Here is an 18,286-nt window from a genome sequence, read left to right on the forward strand (position 1 = left end):
TGCACTTTTATTATTAATTCTACAAATCAGACAGGGAGTCAGCATGATAATCAGTCCGCCGTTTGTCCGTCCCCGGAACGCAGGAGAAGATGACCCGTCATGGGTCAACAGAATGATGCCCGTGGATATAAACCGAGATTTCCCGCTCAATCGGCGCGCATCATGGCACGGAGGGGTGCATGTTCTCCACACCGACCGCATTGAGTATGTCCGCGCGATTGCAGATGGGGAAGTTGTTTCTTTTCGTTCTCCATCCTCCACAGACAAACGCGATACTTTCCCGCTGAATTATGATGGCAAAACCGATGACGGGTATGTGCTGCTGAAGCATCAGACCGAAATTGGTGAAAACTGCAGTGTCGTGTATTACTCCCTGTACATGCATCTCATGGACCGGCTGGACCCGGCAATTAAGGATGGAGCAAGAGTCTGGCGCAAGGACCGCATCGGGCAGTGTGGTATGGTTAGCGAAACTAATGCCTTTCATTTTCAGGTGTTCTGTGACAACGAAAACATGCTGAAACTGACCGGACGCACTACCCCCGAACTAGATATCACTCATGATGGCAGAACCGATACCCTTTACGGCGATATCCATTTTTATATACCTCCCGGAACACACTTTTACGCATCAGTGCCTGACGCGGCCTCACCGGACACGAACCCTCTGAATGCCGTTCATATCAGTGCCGAACCACTCTTCGTCAGCATGACCTTCGAAAAAGGCGACTGTATGATGGTCACCCGCAGACAAAATACCACCGCGGAAGCACTTTTCGACACGGTGGGGGAGCCGCTGATCAATTCTGATGCTAACCCTCTTGATAACAACCGGAATTCATCAGGAAAGTATGAATACAATCTGTCTCGGACCGCCCGTCGACTGTACCCGCAGAATCCGTCGGCTGGGCTCGAACTACTCCGCTTCGGCCGGGTCATTAGTTCTGAACATGAAACCCTGACGCCTGCTGATGCCCCGCTGTGGCGTACCGTCAACTTCCCTGGCGGAACGGGTATGGTCAACCTGGCTTCTTCAGACGTCAAAAAATTCAGCGATGCCGACTTCCCGCACTGGACGGGCTGGCATATGGTGGACGATGACACGGACAATAACAGCCAGTGTAATTCCCCTCTTATCGCCGGGATAAAGAAAAGCGGGAGTCTCAACGACCTGGGCAGCCGTCTGGTGTGTCATTTCACGCTGGAGTGGAATGCTGCTACCTTTGACCAGCGTTATGCCTGGCTCAAAACAGGCTCTGATGATGCCCCAGCCATGTCTGAAGAGGGCTATGAACGACTGAAAAGTCATGCGTCAGCGCTGTGTTTTGCCACAGGTGAACAGGGCATCGGCCGATTATGGCATTTCCACCCGGTGGCCTTCATCACCCATTTCCGCAAATGCAACTGGCTCAGCAAGTCAGAGCTGAAGCAGCTTGTTCCCCAGAACGCGTTAAGAATGGCCGGTCGGAATGATTACCGTTGGGAGGCCATCACCTACCAGGACGGCACCGGCAGTGTCGCGGAAAACATCCGTACGCACATAAATAGGACACTGCAGAAACACCTGATAACCACCCCACTGCGCATTGCCTGTTTCTTGGGGAATGGTATTCAGGAAACGGGCTGGCTCGGAACGATGGAGGAAGGATACCGTTATACGGAAACAGACCCTCGCACACGTCAGGTCATTCGACGCTACAACATCTGGTATTACCCGTGGTACGGGCGCGGCCTGTTACAGCTTACCAGTCCTGTAAATTATTTCGATTATTTCAGCTTCAGGGGACGAACCTGCCCTGAAAATATCAAGAACGCCCTGATAAATGAATATAATCGCCTGTATTCACGCCGGCACATTCGTTATACCGACAATCACCTATCTGATATTGAAAACAACGTCCCTGAAAATATTATCCGGTGGAGAAATAATGTCAGCAATAACAGTCATGAGGCCGCCAGTAGCGCTGGTTTTTACTGGTTGGAAAGAGGTATGTCACCCTACGCCGATAACGAACATGTACTGGAGCGATGCAGCGTCAATACACGGGGTGGCGGAATAAAGATTTACTATCGTAGCCAGGCTTTCTGGCAGGCCAGCGCCGCCGTTAATTTACCCAGTCAGATCGATAACGAACAATATCAGGGACTGAATGGTTTTGATGAGCGCTGCTGCGTATACGGTAGCGCAATAGCCATCCTCACCGAGCAGTTATTTCCGGATAGCAATAACATCCCTGTCGACGAAAAACCCGAATCAGACCAGCTAAGGAGAGAGTGATGAAAACATTATTACTGTTAGTGGCAATCCCGTTTTTTTCCATTGGAAAAATAACGCAGGAGATAGCCACTCCAGACAAACTCAATGAGCAGCCTTTTGACCAGCTAACATTACATCGAGGTAACTATCTGGCGGACACGGCTAGCTGTGGAACTATTTCATTAAAATTATTCTACCCACCTGAGCATAAAAGATATCCACCATCAGGGCCATGGCTTTGCCTATTTCCTGTTGACGTCATAAGAGACGGATATGGTCCAGGAAGATCGCTTTCTGAAAAGATCTATTTTGATAAAAAATCAGGTCTGTGGAAGAAGAAAAAATATAATCGTAATAGAGAAGAAACTCTGCGTTCTCTGGAGGTTTATGGCATTAAAAGCCTGAGCGAATTACAGCCTATAGTTCTGCATAATATTCAGTCAGTGAATGGTCATGGTTATGCAGTTATCGACCGTAATATTCCCCTACAGGAAAAAAAGAAAGGGGTGAAAAAAAATCTCTCGTTCTGCCTGATACAAAACGAGAGCTATTCAGCATTCTGTGGCTCAGGATCAATGATTGACGAAGGAAACGGAAAGGAAATTGATTTTACCCCCTATATGCTCAGGTCTCTTGAAACAGTCGAAATAGGTCTGCCGGAAAAATCAAATAACTGATGGTGATTGATATTCGTCATAAACGTAATTCAAAGCCATATAAACACCCAATACTATCATAAGCGAAAGGATCTAATAATGTTCTTTTTGCTTATCTTGGCTTACCATAATCTCTTAACGTCAATTCTCGTTCCACTGCTCATCAGTTCCCTTTTATGCCACGAATGGACGCTATTGGATTTTAAATACTGTAATAAGTGGACAGAAAAAGGATTACAAAGTGCGGGGAAAGAAATTGAACCGACTTTAAAATTGACGGTGGGAAGCGTAATGAATGTGGTGCGTTAAAGAATTTCAGACACAAAAAAGGCACCTTTCGGCGCCTTTTTCTGAGAAGCAAAACTTATTTGCTGCCCGGGATGCTGAAACGCTTGTTGAAGCGGTCAACACGGCCACCGGTAGCAACGTCACGCTGCTTACCAGTGTAGAACGGGTGGCATGCGCCACAAACGTCCAGGTTCAGATCATGACCCGCAGTGGAGTGAGTCTTGATAACATTACCGCAAGAACAAGTTGCAGTAATTTCTACGTAATTCGGGTGAATACCTTTTTTCATGGGAAACCTCAGTTAAGGCCGCGTCGCTCTTCCAGCCCTAACGCCAGACACCACGCGATGTTGATAGTAAACTTCTCGGCTTTCGACGCATTTTTTCTGCATCAAAGGCGGCGGATCATACAGAATCTGAACAGGGTATGCAAACTGATCCGTTCTTCACCTGAGTACAATGTGTATACTAACCCGCTCCTTTTCAAGTCCAGGAAGAAAAAATGCCTGTTGCCCACGTCGCCCTGCCCGTTCCGCTACCGCGTACGTTTGACTATCTGCTGCCTGAAGGCCTGAGCGCCAAAGCGGGATGTCGCGTGCGCGTGCCGTTCGGCAAACAGGAGCGTGTTGGCATGGTGGTGTCGGTCAGCGAAAAAAGCGAACTGCCGTTGGATGAACTGAAGCCGATCGTCGAAGTGCTCGACAGCGAACCGGTATTTACCACTTCGGTATGGCGATTGCTGCTGTGGGCAGCGGATTACTATCATCACCCGATTGGCGATGTGTTGTTCCATGCGCTGCCGATTCTGCTGCGCCAGGGGAAACCGGCCAGCCACGCGCCACTGTGGTACTGGTTTGCAACGGAACAGGGTCAGGCGGTGGATATCAACAGCCTGAAGCGCTCGCCAAAACAGCAACAGGCGCTGGCCGCGCTGCGTCAGGGAAAAATCTGGCGTCATCAGGTCACTGAACTGGAATTTACCGAAGCGGCGTTGCAGTCGCTGCGCAGCAAAGGTTTAAGTGAGCTGGCGAGCGAAGCGCCCGCGCTGAACGACTGGCGCGAAGGCTACTCCGCCATTGGCGAACGACTGCGTCTGAATACCGAACAGGCTACCGCCGTGGGCGCGATCCATAGCGCATCCGATCGTTTTTCAGCATGGTTGCTGGCAGGCGTGACGGGTTCCGGTAAAACGGAAGTGTACCTCAGCGTGCTGGAAAACGTGCTGGCGCAGGGTAAACAGGCGCTGGTGATGGTGCCGGAAATCGGCCTGACGCCGCAGACTATCGCCCGCTTTCGTGAACGTTTTAACGCGCCCGTAGAAGTGCTGCACTCCGGGCTTAACGACAGCGAGCGTCTGAACGCCTGGCTGAAAGCCAAAAGCGGCGAAGCGGCGATCGTTATCGGCACACGCTCATCACTGTTCACGCCGTTTAAAAACCTCGGCGTGATTGTTATCGATGAAGAGCACGACAGCTCTTATAAGCAGCAGGAAGGCTGGCGCTATCATGCCCGCGACCTGGCTGTCTGGCGCGCGCACAGCGAGCAAATCCCGATCATTCTCGGCTCGGCAACGCCCGCGCTGGAAACGCTGCTCAACGTGCGCCAGCATAAATATCATATGCTGCGCCTGACGCGCCGCGCCGGGAATGCGCGGCCAGCTATGCAGCACGTGCTTGATTTAAAAGGTCAGCAGTTGCAGGCGGGCCTGTCTCCGGCGCTCATCAACCGCATGCGTCAGCATTTGCAGGCGGATAATCAGGTGATCCTGTTCCTCAACCGTCGTGGTTTTGCGCCTACATTGTTATGCCACGACTGCGGCTGGATAGCCGAATGTCCGCGCTGCGACAGCTACTATACGCTTCACCAATCGCAACATCATTTACGCTGCCACCATTGCGACAGCCAGCGTCCGATCCCGCGTCAGTGTCCTTCCTGCGGCTCAACACACCTGGTACCGGTCGGGCTGGGAACAGAGCAACTGGAGCAGGTGCTGGCTCCGCTCTTTCCCGGCGTACCGCTATCCCGTATTGACCGCGACACAACCAGCCGCAAAGGCGCGCTGGAGCAATATCTGGCGGAAGTGCATCGCGGCGGCGCGCGTATTCTGATTGGCACCCAGATGCTGGCAAAAGGCCACCACTTCCCGGACGTTACGCTGGTTGCCCTGCTTGATGTCGATGGCGCGCTTTTCTCGGCAGATTTCCGCTCAGCGGAACGTTTTGCCCAACTTTACACCCAGGTTTCCGGGCGAGCTGGCCGTGCCGGGAAACAGGGGGAAGTGGTTTTACAAACGCACCATCCGGATCACCCCCTGTTGCAAACGCTGCTCTATAAAGGCTACGACGCCTTTGCCGAGCAGGCGCTGGCTGAACGTCAGACCATGCAGCTTCCACCGTGGACCAGTCACGTGCTGATTCGCGCAGAAGATCACAATAACCAGCAGGCGCCGGTCTTCCTGCAACAACTGCGCAATCTGTTGCAGGCCAGCCCGCTGGCGGATGACAAACTGTGGGTTCTCGGCCCGGTTCCCGCCCTCGCACCGAAACGCGGCGGGCGTTATCGCTGGCAAATTTTGCTGCAACACCCTTCCCGTGTACGCCTGCAACATATCGTCAACGGCGCGCTGGCCCTCATCAATACGCTACCGGAAGCACGCAAAGTGAAGTGGGTTCTGGACGTTGACCCGATAGAAGGTTAAGTCTCAGGTTGCGAGCAAGATCGAGGAATCTAACAATCGTCACACTTTTTATGAAAATTCTGTAACAGATCGGATTAACTATCTGATAAAAGTGTGTCTGATGTCAGACACAGGGGACGTGTCTGCGCCAGTCAGCGAGGAGAAATCAGGTGAAGGCTAAAAAACCGGTTGTGGCCGCAACCATGAAAGACGTTGCTTTACAGGCGAAAGTCTCTACGGCAACCGTATCACGCGCATTAATGAATCCCGAGAAGGTCTCGCAGGCAACGAGAGCTCGCGTTGAGCAGGCCGCACTGGAAGTCGGTTACCTCCCGCAGGTGCAGGGGCGTAACATGAAACGTAATGAATCCCGCACCATTCTGGTCATCGTGCCGGATATCTGCGACCCGTTCTTTAGCGAAGTGATCCGCGGTATCGAAGTCACCGCCGCCTCGCAGGGTTATCTGGTGCTGATAGGCGACTGCGCGCATCAGAATCAGCAGGAAAAAACCTTCATCGATTTAATCATTACCAAGCAGATCGACGGAATGTTGCTGCTGGGTTCACAGTTACCGTTTGATGCCAGCATTGAAGAGCAGCGGAATCTGCCGCCGATGGTGATGGCCAACGAATTCGCCCCGGAGCTGGGGCTGCCGACGGTACATATTGACAACCTCACCGCCGCGTTTGATGCCGTAAACTACCTGCACGAACTGGGGCATAAGCGCATTGCGTGTATCGCCGGGCCGGAAGAGATGCCGCTGTGCCACTACCGCTTACAAGGGTACGTACAGGCACTGCGCCGCAGCGGTATCACCGTCGATCCAGCGTATATCACGCGCGGCAATTTTACCTACGAAGCAGGCGCGAAAGCGCTTGAGCAGCTTCTGGCGTTGCCGCAACCGCCGACCGCGGTCTTCTGCCATAGCGACATTATGGCACTTGGCGCGCTCTCCTGCGCCAAACGTCACGGTCTGAAAATTCCGGACGACCTGTCGATTATCGGCTTTGATAATATCTCGCTCGCGGAGTTCTGCGACCCGCCGCTCACCACCGTTTCTCAGCCACGTTTCGACATTGGCCGCGAAGCGATGCTGCTGTTACTGAATCAGCTCAGTGGACAATATGTCGACAGCGGTTCGCGTTTGCTGGACTGTGAACTGGTGATTCGCGGCAGCACTCAAAAAATATGACATAAAAGTGTGGGGCTTTAGGACTTGCTTGTCTGGTCAAAGCCTCGTCGCTTAAGTAACATGTCGGGTTCACGAACGAATAAATACAGCGAAACGATAGTGGCACAACGAGATTATGTACGCCGCAGCCAACAGGCTCCTTCGCGGCGCAAAAAGAGCACCTCACGGAGTTCGCGGAAAAATCAAAGTAGCTTCCCGGCGGTATCACCGGCGATGGTGGCCATTGCCGCCGCGGTGGTGGTCGCCTTTATCGGTGGTTTGTACTTTATTACCCATCATAAAAAAGAAGATTCTGAAACGCTGCAAAGCCGTCAGATGACAGGGAATGGTCTACCGCCGAAACCGGAAGAGCGCTGGCGCTACATTAAAGAACTGGAAAGCCGCCAGCCAGGCGTGCGTGCGCCAACGGAACCGTCTGCAGGCGGGGAAGTCATGAATCCGAATCAGTTGACCGACGAACAGCGCCAGTTGCTTGCGCAAATGCAGGCAGATATGCGCCAGCAGCCGACGCAACTGACGGAAGTGCCGTGGAACGAGCAAACGCCGGAACAACGTCAACAAACGCTACAACGTCAGCGTTTAGCGCAGCAGGCACAGCAAGCGCAACAGCAGCAGCAATGGGCACAAACGCAGCCTGTGCAGCAGCCGCGTGCGCAGCAACAAACACAACAACCTGCGCGCCAGGCACAAACCACACAGCAGCCGCCGCGTCAGACGCAGCAGCCGAAAGCGGCCGCCACTAATCAGCAGCCGTATCAGGATCTGCTACAAACGCCTGCGCACACCACGACGTCAGCGCCTAAACAGCAGGCCGCTGCGCCGGTAACGCGTGAAACCACGCCACCTAAGGCAACCGAGAAAAAAGACGAGCGCCGCTGGATGGTACAGTGTGGTTCGTTTAAAGGTGCAGAGCAGGCCGAAACCGTGCGTGCACAGCTGGCATTTGAAGGGTTTGATTCACGCATCACCACCAACAACGGCTGGAACCGCGTCGTCATCGGGCCTATCAAAGGTAAAGATAATGCCGACGGCACCCTCAACCGCCTGAAAATGGCCGGTCACGGAAACTGCATAAGACTCGCTTCCGGGGGTTGAAACCCCCGAAATACCCCCCATCTATAATGACATTCTGCCCCGCAAAGCTTGCGGGGCCCCTATTCCGTATTTGCAACAAGGGGTCTGCTCGTGACAACAATAGTAAGTGTTCGCCGTAACGGCCACGTCGTAATCGCCGGTGATGGACAGGCTACGCTTGGCAATACCGTGATGAAAGGCAACGTGAAGAAAGTCCGTCGCCTGTACAACGACAAAGTGATTGCCGGTTTTGCTGGCGGCACCGCTGATGCCTTCACCCTGTTCGAGCTGTTCGAACGTAAGCTTGAGATGCACCAGGGCCACCTGGTGAAAGCCGCCGTTGAGCTGGCGAAAGACTGGCGTACCGACCGTATGCTGCGCAAGCTGGAAGCCCTGCTTGCCGTCGCGGATGAAACCGCATCCCTCATCATTACCGGGAACGGCGACGTCGTTCAGCCGGAAAATGACCTGATTGCTATCGGTTCTGGCGGCCCATACGCCCAGGCCGCAGCCCGTGCCCTACTGGAAAACACCGAACTGGGCGCGCGCGACATTGCTGAGAAAGCGTTGGATATTGCAGGTGATATCTGCATCTACACCAACCACTTCCACACCATTGAAGAATTACCGTCTAAAGCGTAAGGATTGACCATGTCTGAAATGACCCCACGCGAAATTGTCAGCGAACTGAACAAACACATTATTGGTCAGGACGCGGCCAAACGCTCCGTTGCGATCGCCTTACGTAACCGCTGGCGTCGTATGCAGCTTGATGAAGAGCTGCGTCACGAAGTGACCCCAAAAAACATTCTGATGATCGGCCCGACCGGTGTCGGTAAAACCGAAATCGCCCGTCGCCTGGCCAAGCTGGCTAACGCGCCGTTCATCAAAGTTGAAGCGACCAAGTTCACCGAAGTGGGCTATGTCGGTAAAGAAGTGGATTCCATCATCCGCGATCTGACCGATTCCGCCATCAAAATGGTGCGCGTGCAGTCCATCGAGAAAAACCGCTACCGCGCGGAAGAGATGGCGGAAGAGCGTATCCTCGACGTGCTGATCCCACCGGCCAAAAATAACTGGGGCCAGGCGGAGCAGCAGGCTGAACCGTCTGCCGCGCGTCAGGCATTCCGCAAGAAACTGCGTGAAGGCCAACTGGACGACAAAGAGATTGAGATCGATCTCGCTGCCGCACCGATGGGCGTTGAAATCATGGCGCCTCCGGGAATGGAAGAGATGACCAGCCAGTTGCAGTCCATGTTCCAGAACCTGGGCGGGCAGAAGCAGAAACCGCGTAAGCTGAAAATCAAAGATGCGATGAAGCTGTTGATTGAAGAAGAAGCGGCAAAACTGGTGAACCCGGAAGAGCTGAAACAGGATGCCATTGATGCGGTTGAGCAGCACGGTATCGTGTTCATCGACGAAATCGACAAAATCTGTAAGCGCGGCGAATCCTCCGGCCCGGACGTTTCCCGTGAAGGCGTACAGCGTGACCTGCTGCCGCTGGTTGAAGGCTGCACCGTGTCCACCAAGCACGGTATGGTGAAAACCGATCACATTCTGTTTATCGCCTCTGGTGCATTCCAGGTGGCAAAACCGTCTGACCTGATCCCGGAACTGCAGGGTCGTCTGCCGATTCGCGTTGAGCTGCAGGCGCTGACCACCAGCGACTTCGAACGCATTCTGACCGAACCGAATGCGTCCGTTACCGTTCAGTATAAAGCGCTGATGGCGACCGAAGGCGTGAACATTGAGTTTACCGAATCCGGTATTAAGCGAATTGCCGAAGCCGCGTGGCAGGTCAACGAAACCACCGAGAACATCGGTGCGCGTCGTCTGCACACGGTTCTGGAGCGTTTAATGGAAGATATTTCCTATGACGCCAGTGATTTAAATGGTCAAAGCATCACAATTGATGCGGAATACGTGAGCAAACACCTGGATGCGCTGGTTGCAGATGAAGATCTGAGCCGTTTTATCCTATAATCGCGTTCAATGCATTTTCATCACTGTTGATGGGGCTGAAAAGCCCCATTTTTATTGGCAAAAAATCACTATGACTGAAATCAGCCGCACCCAGGCCTGGCTTGAAAGCCTGCGCCCTAAAACGTTACCTCTGGCCTTCGCCTCTATTCTTGTGGGCATTACGCTCGCCTGGTGGCAAGGGCACTTCGATGCAACTGTGGCGGTGCTGTCGCTGGTTACTGCGGGCCTGCTGCAAATCCTCTCCAACCTCGCGAACGACTATGGCGATGCGGTGAAGGGCAGCGATAAACCCGATCGCATTGGGCCGCTGCGCGGCATGCAAAAAGGTGCCATCACCCAGCCGCAAATGAAACGCGCGCTGATGATTACCGTCGCGCTCATTTGTCTTTCTGGTCTGGGGCTGCTGTTTGCGGCGTACCAAAACATCGGCGACTTTATCGGTTTTCTGGTGCTGGGGTTGCTCTCCATTGTCGCCGCAATCACTTATACCGTAGGCACTCGTCCGTACGGATATATCGGTTTGGGTGATATTTCTGTTCTTATTTTCTTCGGCTGGCTGAGCGTTATCGGCAGTTGGTATTTACAGGCGCATATGCTGAGCATCACGCTCATCCTTCCTGCTACGGCGTGCGGGCTGCTGGCAACGGCAGTATTGAATATCAATAATCTGCGCGATATCGACAGCGATCGTGAAAACGGCAAAAACACCCTTGCGGTACGTTTAGGCCCGGTTGGCGCGCGTCGCTATCACGCCTGCCTGCTTGGCGGCACGCTGGTGTGCCTGGCGCTGTTTAACCTGATTTCGCTGCAAAGCGTGTGGGGCTGGCTGTTTATTCTCGCCACGCCGTTGCTGTTCAAACAGGCGCGCTACGTGATGACGCAGCGTGAACCTGTCGCGATGCGGCCGATGCTTGAACGTACGGTCAAAGGCGCGCTGCTCACTAACGTCCTGTTTATCGTTGGGATTATCCTGAGTAAGGCGCTGGCTTAACTGACAAATATCAATTAACAATTGATGATTTTGCCAACAGTGCACAGAGCGCGATATACTGAAAACACTCGCAGCAACTGAGTGTTAATCCTATGAAATACGATACTTCCGAGCTTTGCGACATCTATCAGGAAGATGTCAACGTCGTGGAACCCCTGTTCTCCAACTTTGGCGGGCGGTTGTCGTTTGGTGGGCAAATCACCACCGTGAAATGTTTCGAGGATAACGGGTTGCTGTATGATCTGCTCGAACAGAATGGCCGTGGCCGCATTCTGCTGATTGACGGCGGCGGCTCTGTACGTCGCGCGCTGATCGATGCGGAACTGGCGCGTATCGCCACCCAGAACGAATGGGAAGGCATTGTGGTTTATGGAGCCGTGCGTCAGGTCGATGACCTTGAAGAGCTGGATATCGGCATTCAGGCCATTGCCGCCATTCCGGTTGGCGCCGCTGGCGAAGGCATTGGCGAAAGCGATGTGCGCGTCAATTTCGGCGGCGTGACGTTCTTCTCCGGCGACCATCTCTATGCTGATAACACCGGCATTATCCTTTCTGAAGATCCGCTGGATATCGAGTAAATAATTCATACAAAATAAAGGGGATATATTTCCCCTTTATTATTTCCAAAAACAAAAACCTCGTTGCATAACTCATTCTGTCTCATATATGAGATAAACGCCCTATTAATACTAACTAACTTCAATACTCATCGAACCATTTAATAATATTGCGTTATAGCTCAAGTTTTATACCTTGACGATCCTCCCTTCGCGTGCGATTTTCCTTATATCAAATAATAAACTGAGTTTCATATTTGAAACAAAACCATAAATATTAATTTCCGTTTCACTGGCGAAACGCCATCAATTAATTTTCGCTGATTTTTATCCGCGGCGGCGATCTATTGCTTATTGAATATGACATGAGAGGTGAGCTATGCGTAAACAATTTTTCGCGCTGCTGCTGGGCGCATGTACCGCTGCGTCCGCGCGGGCGGAAGGCGGCAAGCCCTTCCCGCATATAGGCTGGCGCAGCGCGGACAGCAGCGCCGGGCTGGATATTGGCGGGGCGTTGCGGGCTAATTATCGCTATGAAGACTGGAAAGGCAGTAATTATCGTGACCCGCCGCATCTGCGTTTTGATACATTCCGTATCGACAGCAGCGGTTTTTATAATAACTATTTCTTTGATGCCGGATTCTGGTTCCAGGATCACCATAAATATGCGGTTGACCGCGCCTATGTGGGGTATCGATTTGATCAGAATAATAGCGTACAGCTTGGCATTCCCGGCAAGCCTTTTGGCCTGGAGCCCTATCCACAATTTGGCTGGTCATACGGCATTCCCTTTTATTTAGGTTTTGGCGTCAATGCGGGTAGCGGGGTTAATTACCAATATCACGATAATAACTGGTCGCTGGATGTGGCTTATTTCCCGTGGATGGAGCCTGAGAACCTGCGCTATGCGCCAGATGTCGGGGATTATGATCGCTTAAAAAATACTAATTATCCCAGCCAGCATCAGCAGCGTAATGAAAAACGCGATCAGGTGAACGTGCGGCTGGCGCGAACATTCCACGGCGGCGACTGGAACAATGAGCTGGGGGGTTCGCTGGCGCTGGCGCGATTACACAATCGCGAGACCGATGATGATGGCACTTTCTGGGCTGCAGGCCTGCACGGAACTGTGCAGAACGGGCCCTGGCAGCTCTCCTCGCAGGTGATCCGTTACCAATACGATCCGAAAAATCCGGCGGGCGTAAGCGATGATACGATTCTGATGGGGGGCAACGGCCTGACACCGTCGTATTTAATTCCGGCAAAAGCCACCACCGCGTCGCTTAACGTGGCACGCGATGTGGACGTCAAATGGGGCGCGGTATCGAAACTACGGTTCTATAACGATTACAGCGTGTTATGGAAAGACAAAAGTGACTGGCGCGATTCCCAGATGAACACCGTCGGGGTGCAGGTCTTCGCGCTACCGGTGATGTTCTGGGTCGACCTGAGCTGGGCGAAAAATGTTAACCCGTGGGGCGGCGCGCTTAACGCCACGGGCTGGACCAGCACGCAGTCGGAAGGCAGTGGAAAATGGTATTTCCGCACCAACGTCAACATCGGCTATTATTTTTGATGACCGACTTCCCGCGCGTTTACGCGCGGGAAGCGCCTGAAAACTATCCAATCGGTGCGGTTTAAGCCAAACGGTAAAATAAGTACTATCGACCATTCACCAAATCAATATGTAGATGAAATACCTGCCGTTTAATAATTAGCATCATAAATAATTCAACTTGAATCACTGGTTCAGCATTAATGCCCACAAAAAGAAAGCAAACGTTTGCGTTTAGATCTGGATCACACCCCTTTCGATGATGATAATCGCAGCCCTGTGCGAAACCGCCCATACGTTTAGTACGTCTATCCGGGGTCTCTCCACCCGCGAGTGTGGCGAACTACGGGGGGCGATACTCGCACACTTTTCTTTTTTTATCTCTGTTTACAAGGTATTAGCATGAAGATGTGTCGGGCAGCAGGTGCAGTTAAACCATCACGATTAACCGGTGGTCTCACCGCCCTGGTCACGCTTGCAGCCCTGGCGCTTCCCGCCAGCGCGGAAGCGGCTCTCTCCTTTAAGTCCGACAGCGAGTGTTTCGACGCCGACGGTAACGTCAGCAGCCTGAGCGATGTATTCAGCTGCGGTAAAGTTAGCGGCAGCGTACGGTCTCTTTACTACACCACCCACAACGCCTATTTCGCCAAAGGTTTTAACCAGGACACCATCAGCTACGGCGGCTTCCTGAAGTACGAAACCGCGCCAATGTACGGCTTCAACGTGGGGGTCAGCGGTCTGTTCCTGCGCGGCATTAACCATCCGCCGGAAGAACGCGTGATTAGCGACATCGGTGAAAACCAGACCAATATTGGCGAAGCGTATCTCAACTGGCGCTATGGCGATTTCCGCATCACCGGCGGCAACCAGCGTCTGGATCTGCCGTTTGTCGGCGACTATGACTGGCGTATTACCCCGATTCTTTATCAGGCGCTGGATATGCAGTACGGCAGCGGCGACGACTTCCTGCGCGCGACCAAAATCTGGCGTTATAAGGGCTGGGGCAGCGATCAGGTCAAACGCACCACCGCGTACACCGAAGTCACCGAAGAGACCGATGGCATGTGGGCTGTTGGCGCGGGTCGCCACATGATGTGGGATGACAAAAAGCTGACCGGCCAGATGTGGTACGAAAGCTACGCCGATTTCTCCAACATCTTCTACACCGAAGGTCATCTCCAGTGGCAGCAGGCGCTGTTCACGCCGGATGTGGCGCTGCAATACATTCGTGGCACCAGCGAAGGCAAAGCGCTGGCGGGCGAGGTGGATAACCGTTCTTACGGCGCGCAACTGTCGCTGAACTTCACGCCAGCGCTCTCATGGGCGGCGGGTTACGACCATATCGCCTCCAGCGGCAACAGCTACGGCTATGGTTCACTGGTAACGCCGTATGCGCATAACAGTTCATCGGGCCCGTATTTCGCGCAACCGTACTTCACCAGCACCCAGGATCTGGGCAGCGGCGATGCGTATGCCACTAACGTAAACTGGAATGCGAACGAGAACCTGACGCTGGGCGCACGCTATTCGTGGATGGATTTGACGCCGACGGTGAATACCGGCAGCCTGCGCCAGTCCGAGTATCTGGTTTACTTCATCTGGAACTTCCAGGGTGCGCTGAAAGGTCTGAGCCTGAGCGATTTTGTCGGCGTGCAGACTTCTCCGCTGTATGAGAAAGACTTCTGGCAGAACCGTCTGACGTTGCAGTACGACTTCTGATATTACGCCGGATGCGCTTCGCTTATCCGGCCTACCCGACTTTTCCCCCTCACCCTAACCCTCTCCCTCAAGGGAGAGGGAACCGATGGTGCCAAAGGTTAAGTGTCTGCGGTTTTCTCCCTCTCCCTGTGGGAGAGGGCCGGAGTGAAGGCATCAGTGCGCACCTCTCCCCCTCACCCTAACCCTCTCCCTCAAGGGAGAGGGAATCGATGGTGCCAAAGGTTAAGTGTCTGCGGTTTTCTCCCTCTCCCTGTGGGAGAGGGAACCGATGGTGCCAAAGGTTAGGTGTCTGCGTTTTTTCTCCCTCTCCCTGTGGGAGAGGGCCGGGGTGAGGGCATCAGTGCTCACCTCCCTCCCTCACCCTAACCCTCTCCCTCAAGGGAGAGGGAACCGATGGTGCCAAAGGTTAGGTGTCTGCGGTTTTCTCCCTCTCCCTGTGGGAGAGGGCCGGGGTGAGGGCATCAGTGCGCACCACCCTCCCATTCCTTTTACGCATCCCTACCATTGACGAGATTCACTTTACGAATATTCATCAAGGGTATAACCTGCCCTTAGCACATTTGTATGACAAATAGATTCTCGCTCAGGCGCACAAACGATGAACAAAAAACTAATCATGCCCGATGGCGGCAATCAGTGGTATCGCATCTGCCGTGACTTACTGCAACGCGCAGATATTGAAATCAACGGCAAACGTCCTTTCGACATTCAGGTCAAAAACAAACACTTCTACAAACGCGTTCTTCAGCAGGGCTCACTCGGCCTGGGCGAGAGCTATATGGATGGCTGGTGGGAGTGTGAACAGCTCGATGAGTTTATCTCCCGCCTGCTGAAAATTGATATTGAGTCGCAGATTAAACACAACCTGAAAGATTTGATGCACGTGGTGAGCGCGAAGATCATCAACCTGCAATCGAAAAAACGGGCGTGGATTGTCGGGAAAGAACATTACGACCTCGGCAACGACCTCTTCACCCTGATGCTCGACCCGTACATGCAATACTCCTGCGGCTACTGGCGTGACGCCAGCAATCTGCTTGAAGCACAGCAAAACAAGCTGGAGCTTATCTGCCGCAAACTCAATCTGCAAAAAGGCATGACCCTGCTGGATATCGGCTGCGGCTGGGGCGGGCTGGCGGCTTATGCGGCGGAAAACTACGGCGTGAAAGTCACAGGCGTCACCATCTCCGCTGAGCAACAGAAACTTGCCCAGCAGCGCTGTGAAGGGCTGGACGTGGAGATCCTGTTGCAGGACTATCGCGACCTCGACAGCAAATTTGACCGCATTGTCTCGGTGGGGATGTTTGAGCACGTCGGGCCGAAAAACTATAAAACCTACTTCACCGTGGCCAATAAAAATCTGGCGGAAGACGGCATCTTCCTGCTCCACACCATCGGTTCCAATCAAAGCGACCTGAACGTCGACCCGTGGATCGATAAATACATCTTCCCGAACGGTTGCCTGCCGTCGGTTTCACAACTTTCTTCCGCCTGTGAGCCCTTCTTTGTGATTGAAGACCTGCACAATTTTGGCTCTGACTACGATAAAACCCTGATGGCCTGGGAACAGCGATTCCAGGATTCATGGGGCCAATTAGACGATGTCTATTCAGCACGTTTTAAACGGATGTTCACCTACTATCTGAAAGCCTGCGCCGGTGCTTTCAGGGCCAGAAATATTCAGCTCTGGCAGGTGGTTCTGACGCACGGAGTACCGGGAGGAATGAACGTCCCACGGTAATATGGGGCGCCTCTGCCCCTACACGATGTGAGCAAGGAAAAGAAAATGGAAAACGAAGCAGTATTAAAACAACAAAAACATGAAGCCCATATGTTGGCATTTTGCTGGACGGTTGCCATTGTCGGCTTTGTCTTTATTCTAAGCCTGGCCGTTAAGTTCTGGTAACGCGCAGTGCCGGGCCCGCATGATGCGAGACCCGGCAGCCTGTTTTACTTCGCTTGCGGATAATCGATATATCCCGCTTTTCCGCCGCCAAAGAACTGCTCTTTCACTGGCTGGTTCAGGAGCAGATCGTTCTGTAAACGATACGGCAAGTCTGGATTAGCGATAAACGGACGACCAAAGCCGATCAAATCCGCCCAGCCGTTTTGCAGCGCCTCTTCCGCACGCGCTTTGGTGTATTTACCGGAGTAAATCAGCGTACCGCGGAAAATCAAACGCAACGCCTCTTTAAAAGCCGCAGGCATCACCGGCGCATCTTCCCAGTCTGCTTCGGCAATATGAATATAGGCAATGCCGAGATCGTTCAGCACGCTGGCCGCCGCCAGATAGGTCGCTTCCGGCGTATCGTCGCGAGAACCCATCAGGGTGGTCAATGGCGCCAGACGAATACCGACGCGCTCTTTACCAATCGCGTTCGACACGGCGGTGACCACCTCTTTCATAAAGCGCAGACGATTTTGCAGCGTACCGCCGTATTCGTCATCGCGCAGGTTAGCCTGCGAATCAATAAACTGGTTAATAAGATAACCGTTCGCGCCATGCAGTTCGATACCGTCAAAACCTGCGGCAATCGCGTTACGCGCGGCCTGTGCATAGTCATTGACGATAGCGGGGATCTCTTCAAGAGTCAGAGCACGCGGCATCGTATGTTGCAGCATCTCGCCTACGCCACTCTCCGGGCCGCCGCCTTTCACATCCACAAACACCTTCACGCCTTCCGCCTGAATAGCTGAAGAGGAAACCGGTGCGCCGTGGCCCGGCTGAAGCGTGGTATGCGACACACGGCCAACGTGCCACAGCTGCGCGAAAATTTTGCCGCCTGCCTGATGTACGGCATCAGTGACTTTTTTCCAGCCTGCAATCTGTGATTCAGTGTACATTCCCGGCGTCCAGGCATAACCCTGGCCCTGCTGGCTTATCTGCGTGCCTTCGCTAATGATCAGCCCGGCGCTGGCGCGCTGAGCGTAATATTCCGCCATCATATCAGTGGCGACATCGCCCGCCCCGGCACGTGAGCGGGTCATCGGTGGCATAACAATTCGGTTTTTCAGCGCGACGGCATTCAGTGCATAGTTTTCAAATAACATCATCATCTCCTGGTGAGGGTAATAAACAGGCGGTTCTCATGTTTTTTTGGAAAACCGTCTTGCCGCACGCTTATTTGTAGAGTTCAGCGCTCATGGTGACGCGGTTGCCCATGTGGGCGCTGGTGATTTTGTACTGAGAGGCATTCATCTCTTTCGCTTTCTGCGCAATCGCCGCTTCCGCAGAGTCGAGGGTCGAAGCGGTTGCCGTGACGCTTTGTGCGGATGCGCCAAAGGCCATAACGGAGAGGAGAGAAGCAGCTGCAATCTGAGTGAGGGTTTTCATAAT

15 protein-coding genes and 1 pseudogene are annotated in these 18,286 nt (G+C 53.2%); 13 read left to right on the forward strand and 3 right to left on the reverse strand.

The features are described from left to right. The first annotated feature begins 43 nt into the window (after positions 1–43). From ACOXYR_RS21115 to ACOXYR_RS21125, 3 genes and pseudogenes are all read left to right on the forward strand, one after another. Positions 44–2,278 carry a M23 family metallopeptidase gene (locus tag ACOXYR_RS21115; RefSeq protein WP_350436782.1) on the forward strand — a complete coding sequence of 745 codons (2,235 nt, stop codon included), beginning with the start codon at positions 44–46 and terminating at the stop codon, positions 2,276–2,278. Further along, positions 2,278–2,934 carry a hypothetical protein gene (locus tag ACOXYR_RS21120; RefSeq protein WP_421356077.1) on the forward strand — a complete coding sequence of 219 codons (657 nt, stop codon included), beginning with the start codon at positions 2,278–2,280 and terminating at the stop codon, positions 2,932–2,934. The genes ACOXYR_RS21115 and ACOXYR_RS21120 overlap by 1 nt, the downstream gene beginning before the upstream one ends. 151 nt (positions 2,935–3,085) lie before the next feature. Further along, positions 3,086–3,222 (forward strand): annotated as a pseudogene (locus ACOXYR_RS21125) (DUF2459 domain-containing protein); the annotation flags it as partial. Between the two features lie 55 nt (positions 3,223–3,277). Here the strand turns inward: ACOXYR_RS21125 and rpmE are convergent. Then, positions 3,278–3,490, reverse strand: a complete 213-nt coding sequence (gene rpmE / locus ACOXYR_RS21130; protein WP_015966500.1) for a 50S ribosomal protein L31 — start codon at positions 3,488–3,490, stop codon at positions 3,278–3,280. Positions 3,491–3,702: 212 nt separating this feature from the next. On the opposite strand from rpmE, the gene priA reads away from it, so the two are divergent. The 10 genes from priA to cfa all read left to right on the forward strand — a co-directional run bounded on the left by priA (position 3,703) and on the right by cfa (position 16,690). Continuing rightward, complete coding sequence (priA, locus tag ACOXYR_RS21135) at positions 3,703–5,898, forward strand: primosomal protein N' (RefSeq protein ID WP_421356076.1); 2,196 nt, start codon at positions 3,703–3,705, stop codon at positions 5,896–5,898. A gap of 149 nt (positions 5,899–6,047) precedes the next feature. Beyond that, entirely contained in the window at positions 6,048–7,070 is a 1,023-nt protein-coding gene (gene cytR / locus ACOXYR_RS21140; protein WP_108476309.1) for a DNA-binding transcriptional regulator CytR, read from the forward strand. A 99-nt stretch (positions 7,071–7,169) separates the two neighbouring features. Next, entirely contained in the window at positions 7,170–8,165 is a 996-nt protein-coding gene (gene ftsN / locus ACOXYR_RS21145) for a cell division protein FtsN (protein ID WP_421356075.1), read from the forward strand. Between the two features lie 90 nt (positions 8,166–8,255). Continuing rightward, positions 8,256–8,786 carry an ATP-dependent protease subunit HslV gene (gene hslV / locus ACOXYR_RS21150; protein ID WP_015966504.1) on the forward strand — a complete coding sequence of 177 codons (531 nt, stop codon included), beginning with the start codon at positions 8,256–8,258 and terminating at the stop codon, positions 8,784–8,786. A 9-nt stretch (positions 8,787–8,795) separates the two neighbouring features. Further along, complete coding sequence (hslU, locus tag ACOXYR_RS21155; RefSeq protein ID WP_108476307.1) at positions 8,796–10,127, forward strand: HslU--HslV peptidase ATPase subunit; 1,332 nt, start codon at positions 8,796–8,798, stop codon at positions 10,125–10,127. A gap of 70 nt (positions 10,128–10,197) precedes the next feature. Next, positions 10,198–11,118 (forward strand): 1,4-dihydroxy-2-naphthoate polyprenyltransferase, encoded by a 921-nt coding sequence (gene menA, locus ACOXYR_RS21160; protein WP_108476306.1) that lies wholly within the window; start codon positions 10,198–10,200, stop codon positions 11,116–11,118. 92 nt (positions 11,119–11,210) lie between these two features. Then, positions 11,211–11,696 (forward strand): ribonuclease E activity regulator RraA, encoded by a 486-nt coding sequence (rraA, locus tag ACOXYR_RS21165; RefSeq protein WP_108476305.1) that lies wholly within the window; start codon positions 11,211–11,213, stop codon positions 11,694–11,696. Positions 11,697–12,054: 358 nt separating this feature from the next. Next, the gene (locus tag ACOXYR_RS21170; protein WP_421356074.1) at positions 12,055–13,251 is read left to right on the forward strand and encodes a hypothetical protein; all 1,197 of its coding nucleotides are present in this window, start codon (positions 12,055–12,057) and stop codon (positions 13,249–13,251) included. A gap of 381 nt (positions 13,252–13,632) precedes the next feature. Continuing rightward, positions 13,633–14,949, forward strand: coding sequence for an OprD family outer membrane porin (locus tag ACOXYR_RS21175; protein WP_015343978.1), 1,317 nt, complete (start codon positions 13,633–13,635; stop codon positions 14,947–14,949). Between the two features lie 598 nt (positions 14,950–15,547). After that, positions 15,548–16,690 (forward strand): cyclopropane fatty acyl phospholipid synthase, encoded by a 1,143-nt coding sequence (gene cfa / locus ACOXYR_RS21180; protein ID WP_108476302.1) that lies wholly within the window; start codon positions 15,548–15,550, stop codon positions 16,688–16,690. 209 nt (positions 16,691–16,899) lie between these two features. Here cfa and ACOXYR_RS21185 read toward each other — a convergent pair whose 3' ends face one another. Next, positions 16,900–18,000 carry an alkene reductase gene (locus ACOXYR_RS21185; RefSeq protein ID WP_421356086.1) on the reverse strand — a complete coding sequence of 367 codons (1,101 nt, stop codon included), beginning with the start codon at positions 17,998–18,000 and terminating at the stop codon, positions 16,900–16,902. Between the two features lie 70 nt (positions 18,001–18,070). Then, on the reverse strand, positions 18,071–18,283 hold the full coding sequence (locus tag ACOXYR_RS21190) for a YdgH/BhsA/McbA family protein (protein ID WP_113859088.1): 213 nt from the start codon (positions 18,281–18,283) through the stop codon (positions 18,071–18,073). Positions 18,284–18,286: the final 3 nt, after the last annotated feature.

Origin of the sequence: Pseudocitrobacter faecalis (genome assembly GCF_965231525.1) — a bacterium.
Classification (GTDB): Bacteria; Pseudomonadota; Gammaproteobacteria; order Enterobacterales; family Enterobacteriaceae; genus Pseudocitrobacter; species Pseudocitrobacter faecalis.

Bases quoted from the DNA above. Each gene is read 5' to 3' on its own strand.
- menA (WP_108476306.1), top strand. From the start codon at position 10,198: ATGACTGAAATCAGCCGCACCCAGGCCTGGCTTGAAAGCCTGCGCCCT.
- ACOXYR_RS21190 (WP_113859088.1), bottom strand. From the start codon at position 18,283: ATGAAAACCCTCACTCAGATTGCAGCTGCTTCTCTCCTCTCCGTTATG.
- priA (WP_421356076.1), top strand. From the start codon at position 3,703: ATGCCTGTTGCCCACGTCGCCCTGCCCGTTCCGCTACCGCGTACGTTT.
- hslU (WP_108476307.1), top strand. From the start codon at position 8,796: ATGTCTGAAATGACCCCACGCGAAATTGTCAGCGAACTGAACAAACAC.
- ACOXYR_RS21185 (WP_421356086.1), bottom strand. From the start codon at position 18,000: ATGTTATTTGAAAACTATGCACTGAATGCCGTCGCGCTGAAAAACCGA.
- cfa (WP_108476302.1), top strand. From the start codon at position 15,548: ATGAACAAAAAACTAATCATGCCCGATGGCGGCAATCAGTGGTATCGC.
- ACOXYR_RS21175 (WP_015343978.1), top strand. From the start codon at position 13,633: ATGAAGATGTGTCGGGCAGCAGGTGCAGTTAAACCATCACGATTAACC.
- rraA (WP_108476305.1), top strand. From the start codon at position 11,211: ATGAAATACGATACTTCCGAGCTTTGCGACATCTATCAGGAAGATGTC.
- ACOXYR_RS21115 (WP_350436782.1), top strand. From the start codon at position 44: ATGATAATCAGTCCGCCGTTTGTCCGTCCCCGGAACGCAGGAGAAGAT.
- ACOXYR_RS21120 (WP_421356077.1), top strand. From the start codon at position 2,278: ATGAAAACATTATTACTGTTAGTGGCAATCCCGTTTTTTTCCATTGGA.
- rpmE (WP_015966500.1), bottom strand. From the start codon at position 3,490: ATGAAAAAAGGTATTCACCCGAATTACGTAGAAATTACTGCAACTTGT.
- ACOXYR_RS21170 (WP_421356074.1), top strand. From the start codon at position 12,055: ATGCGTAAACAATTTTTCGCGCTGCTGCTGGGCGCATGTACCGCTGCG.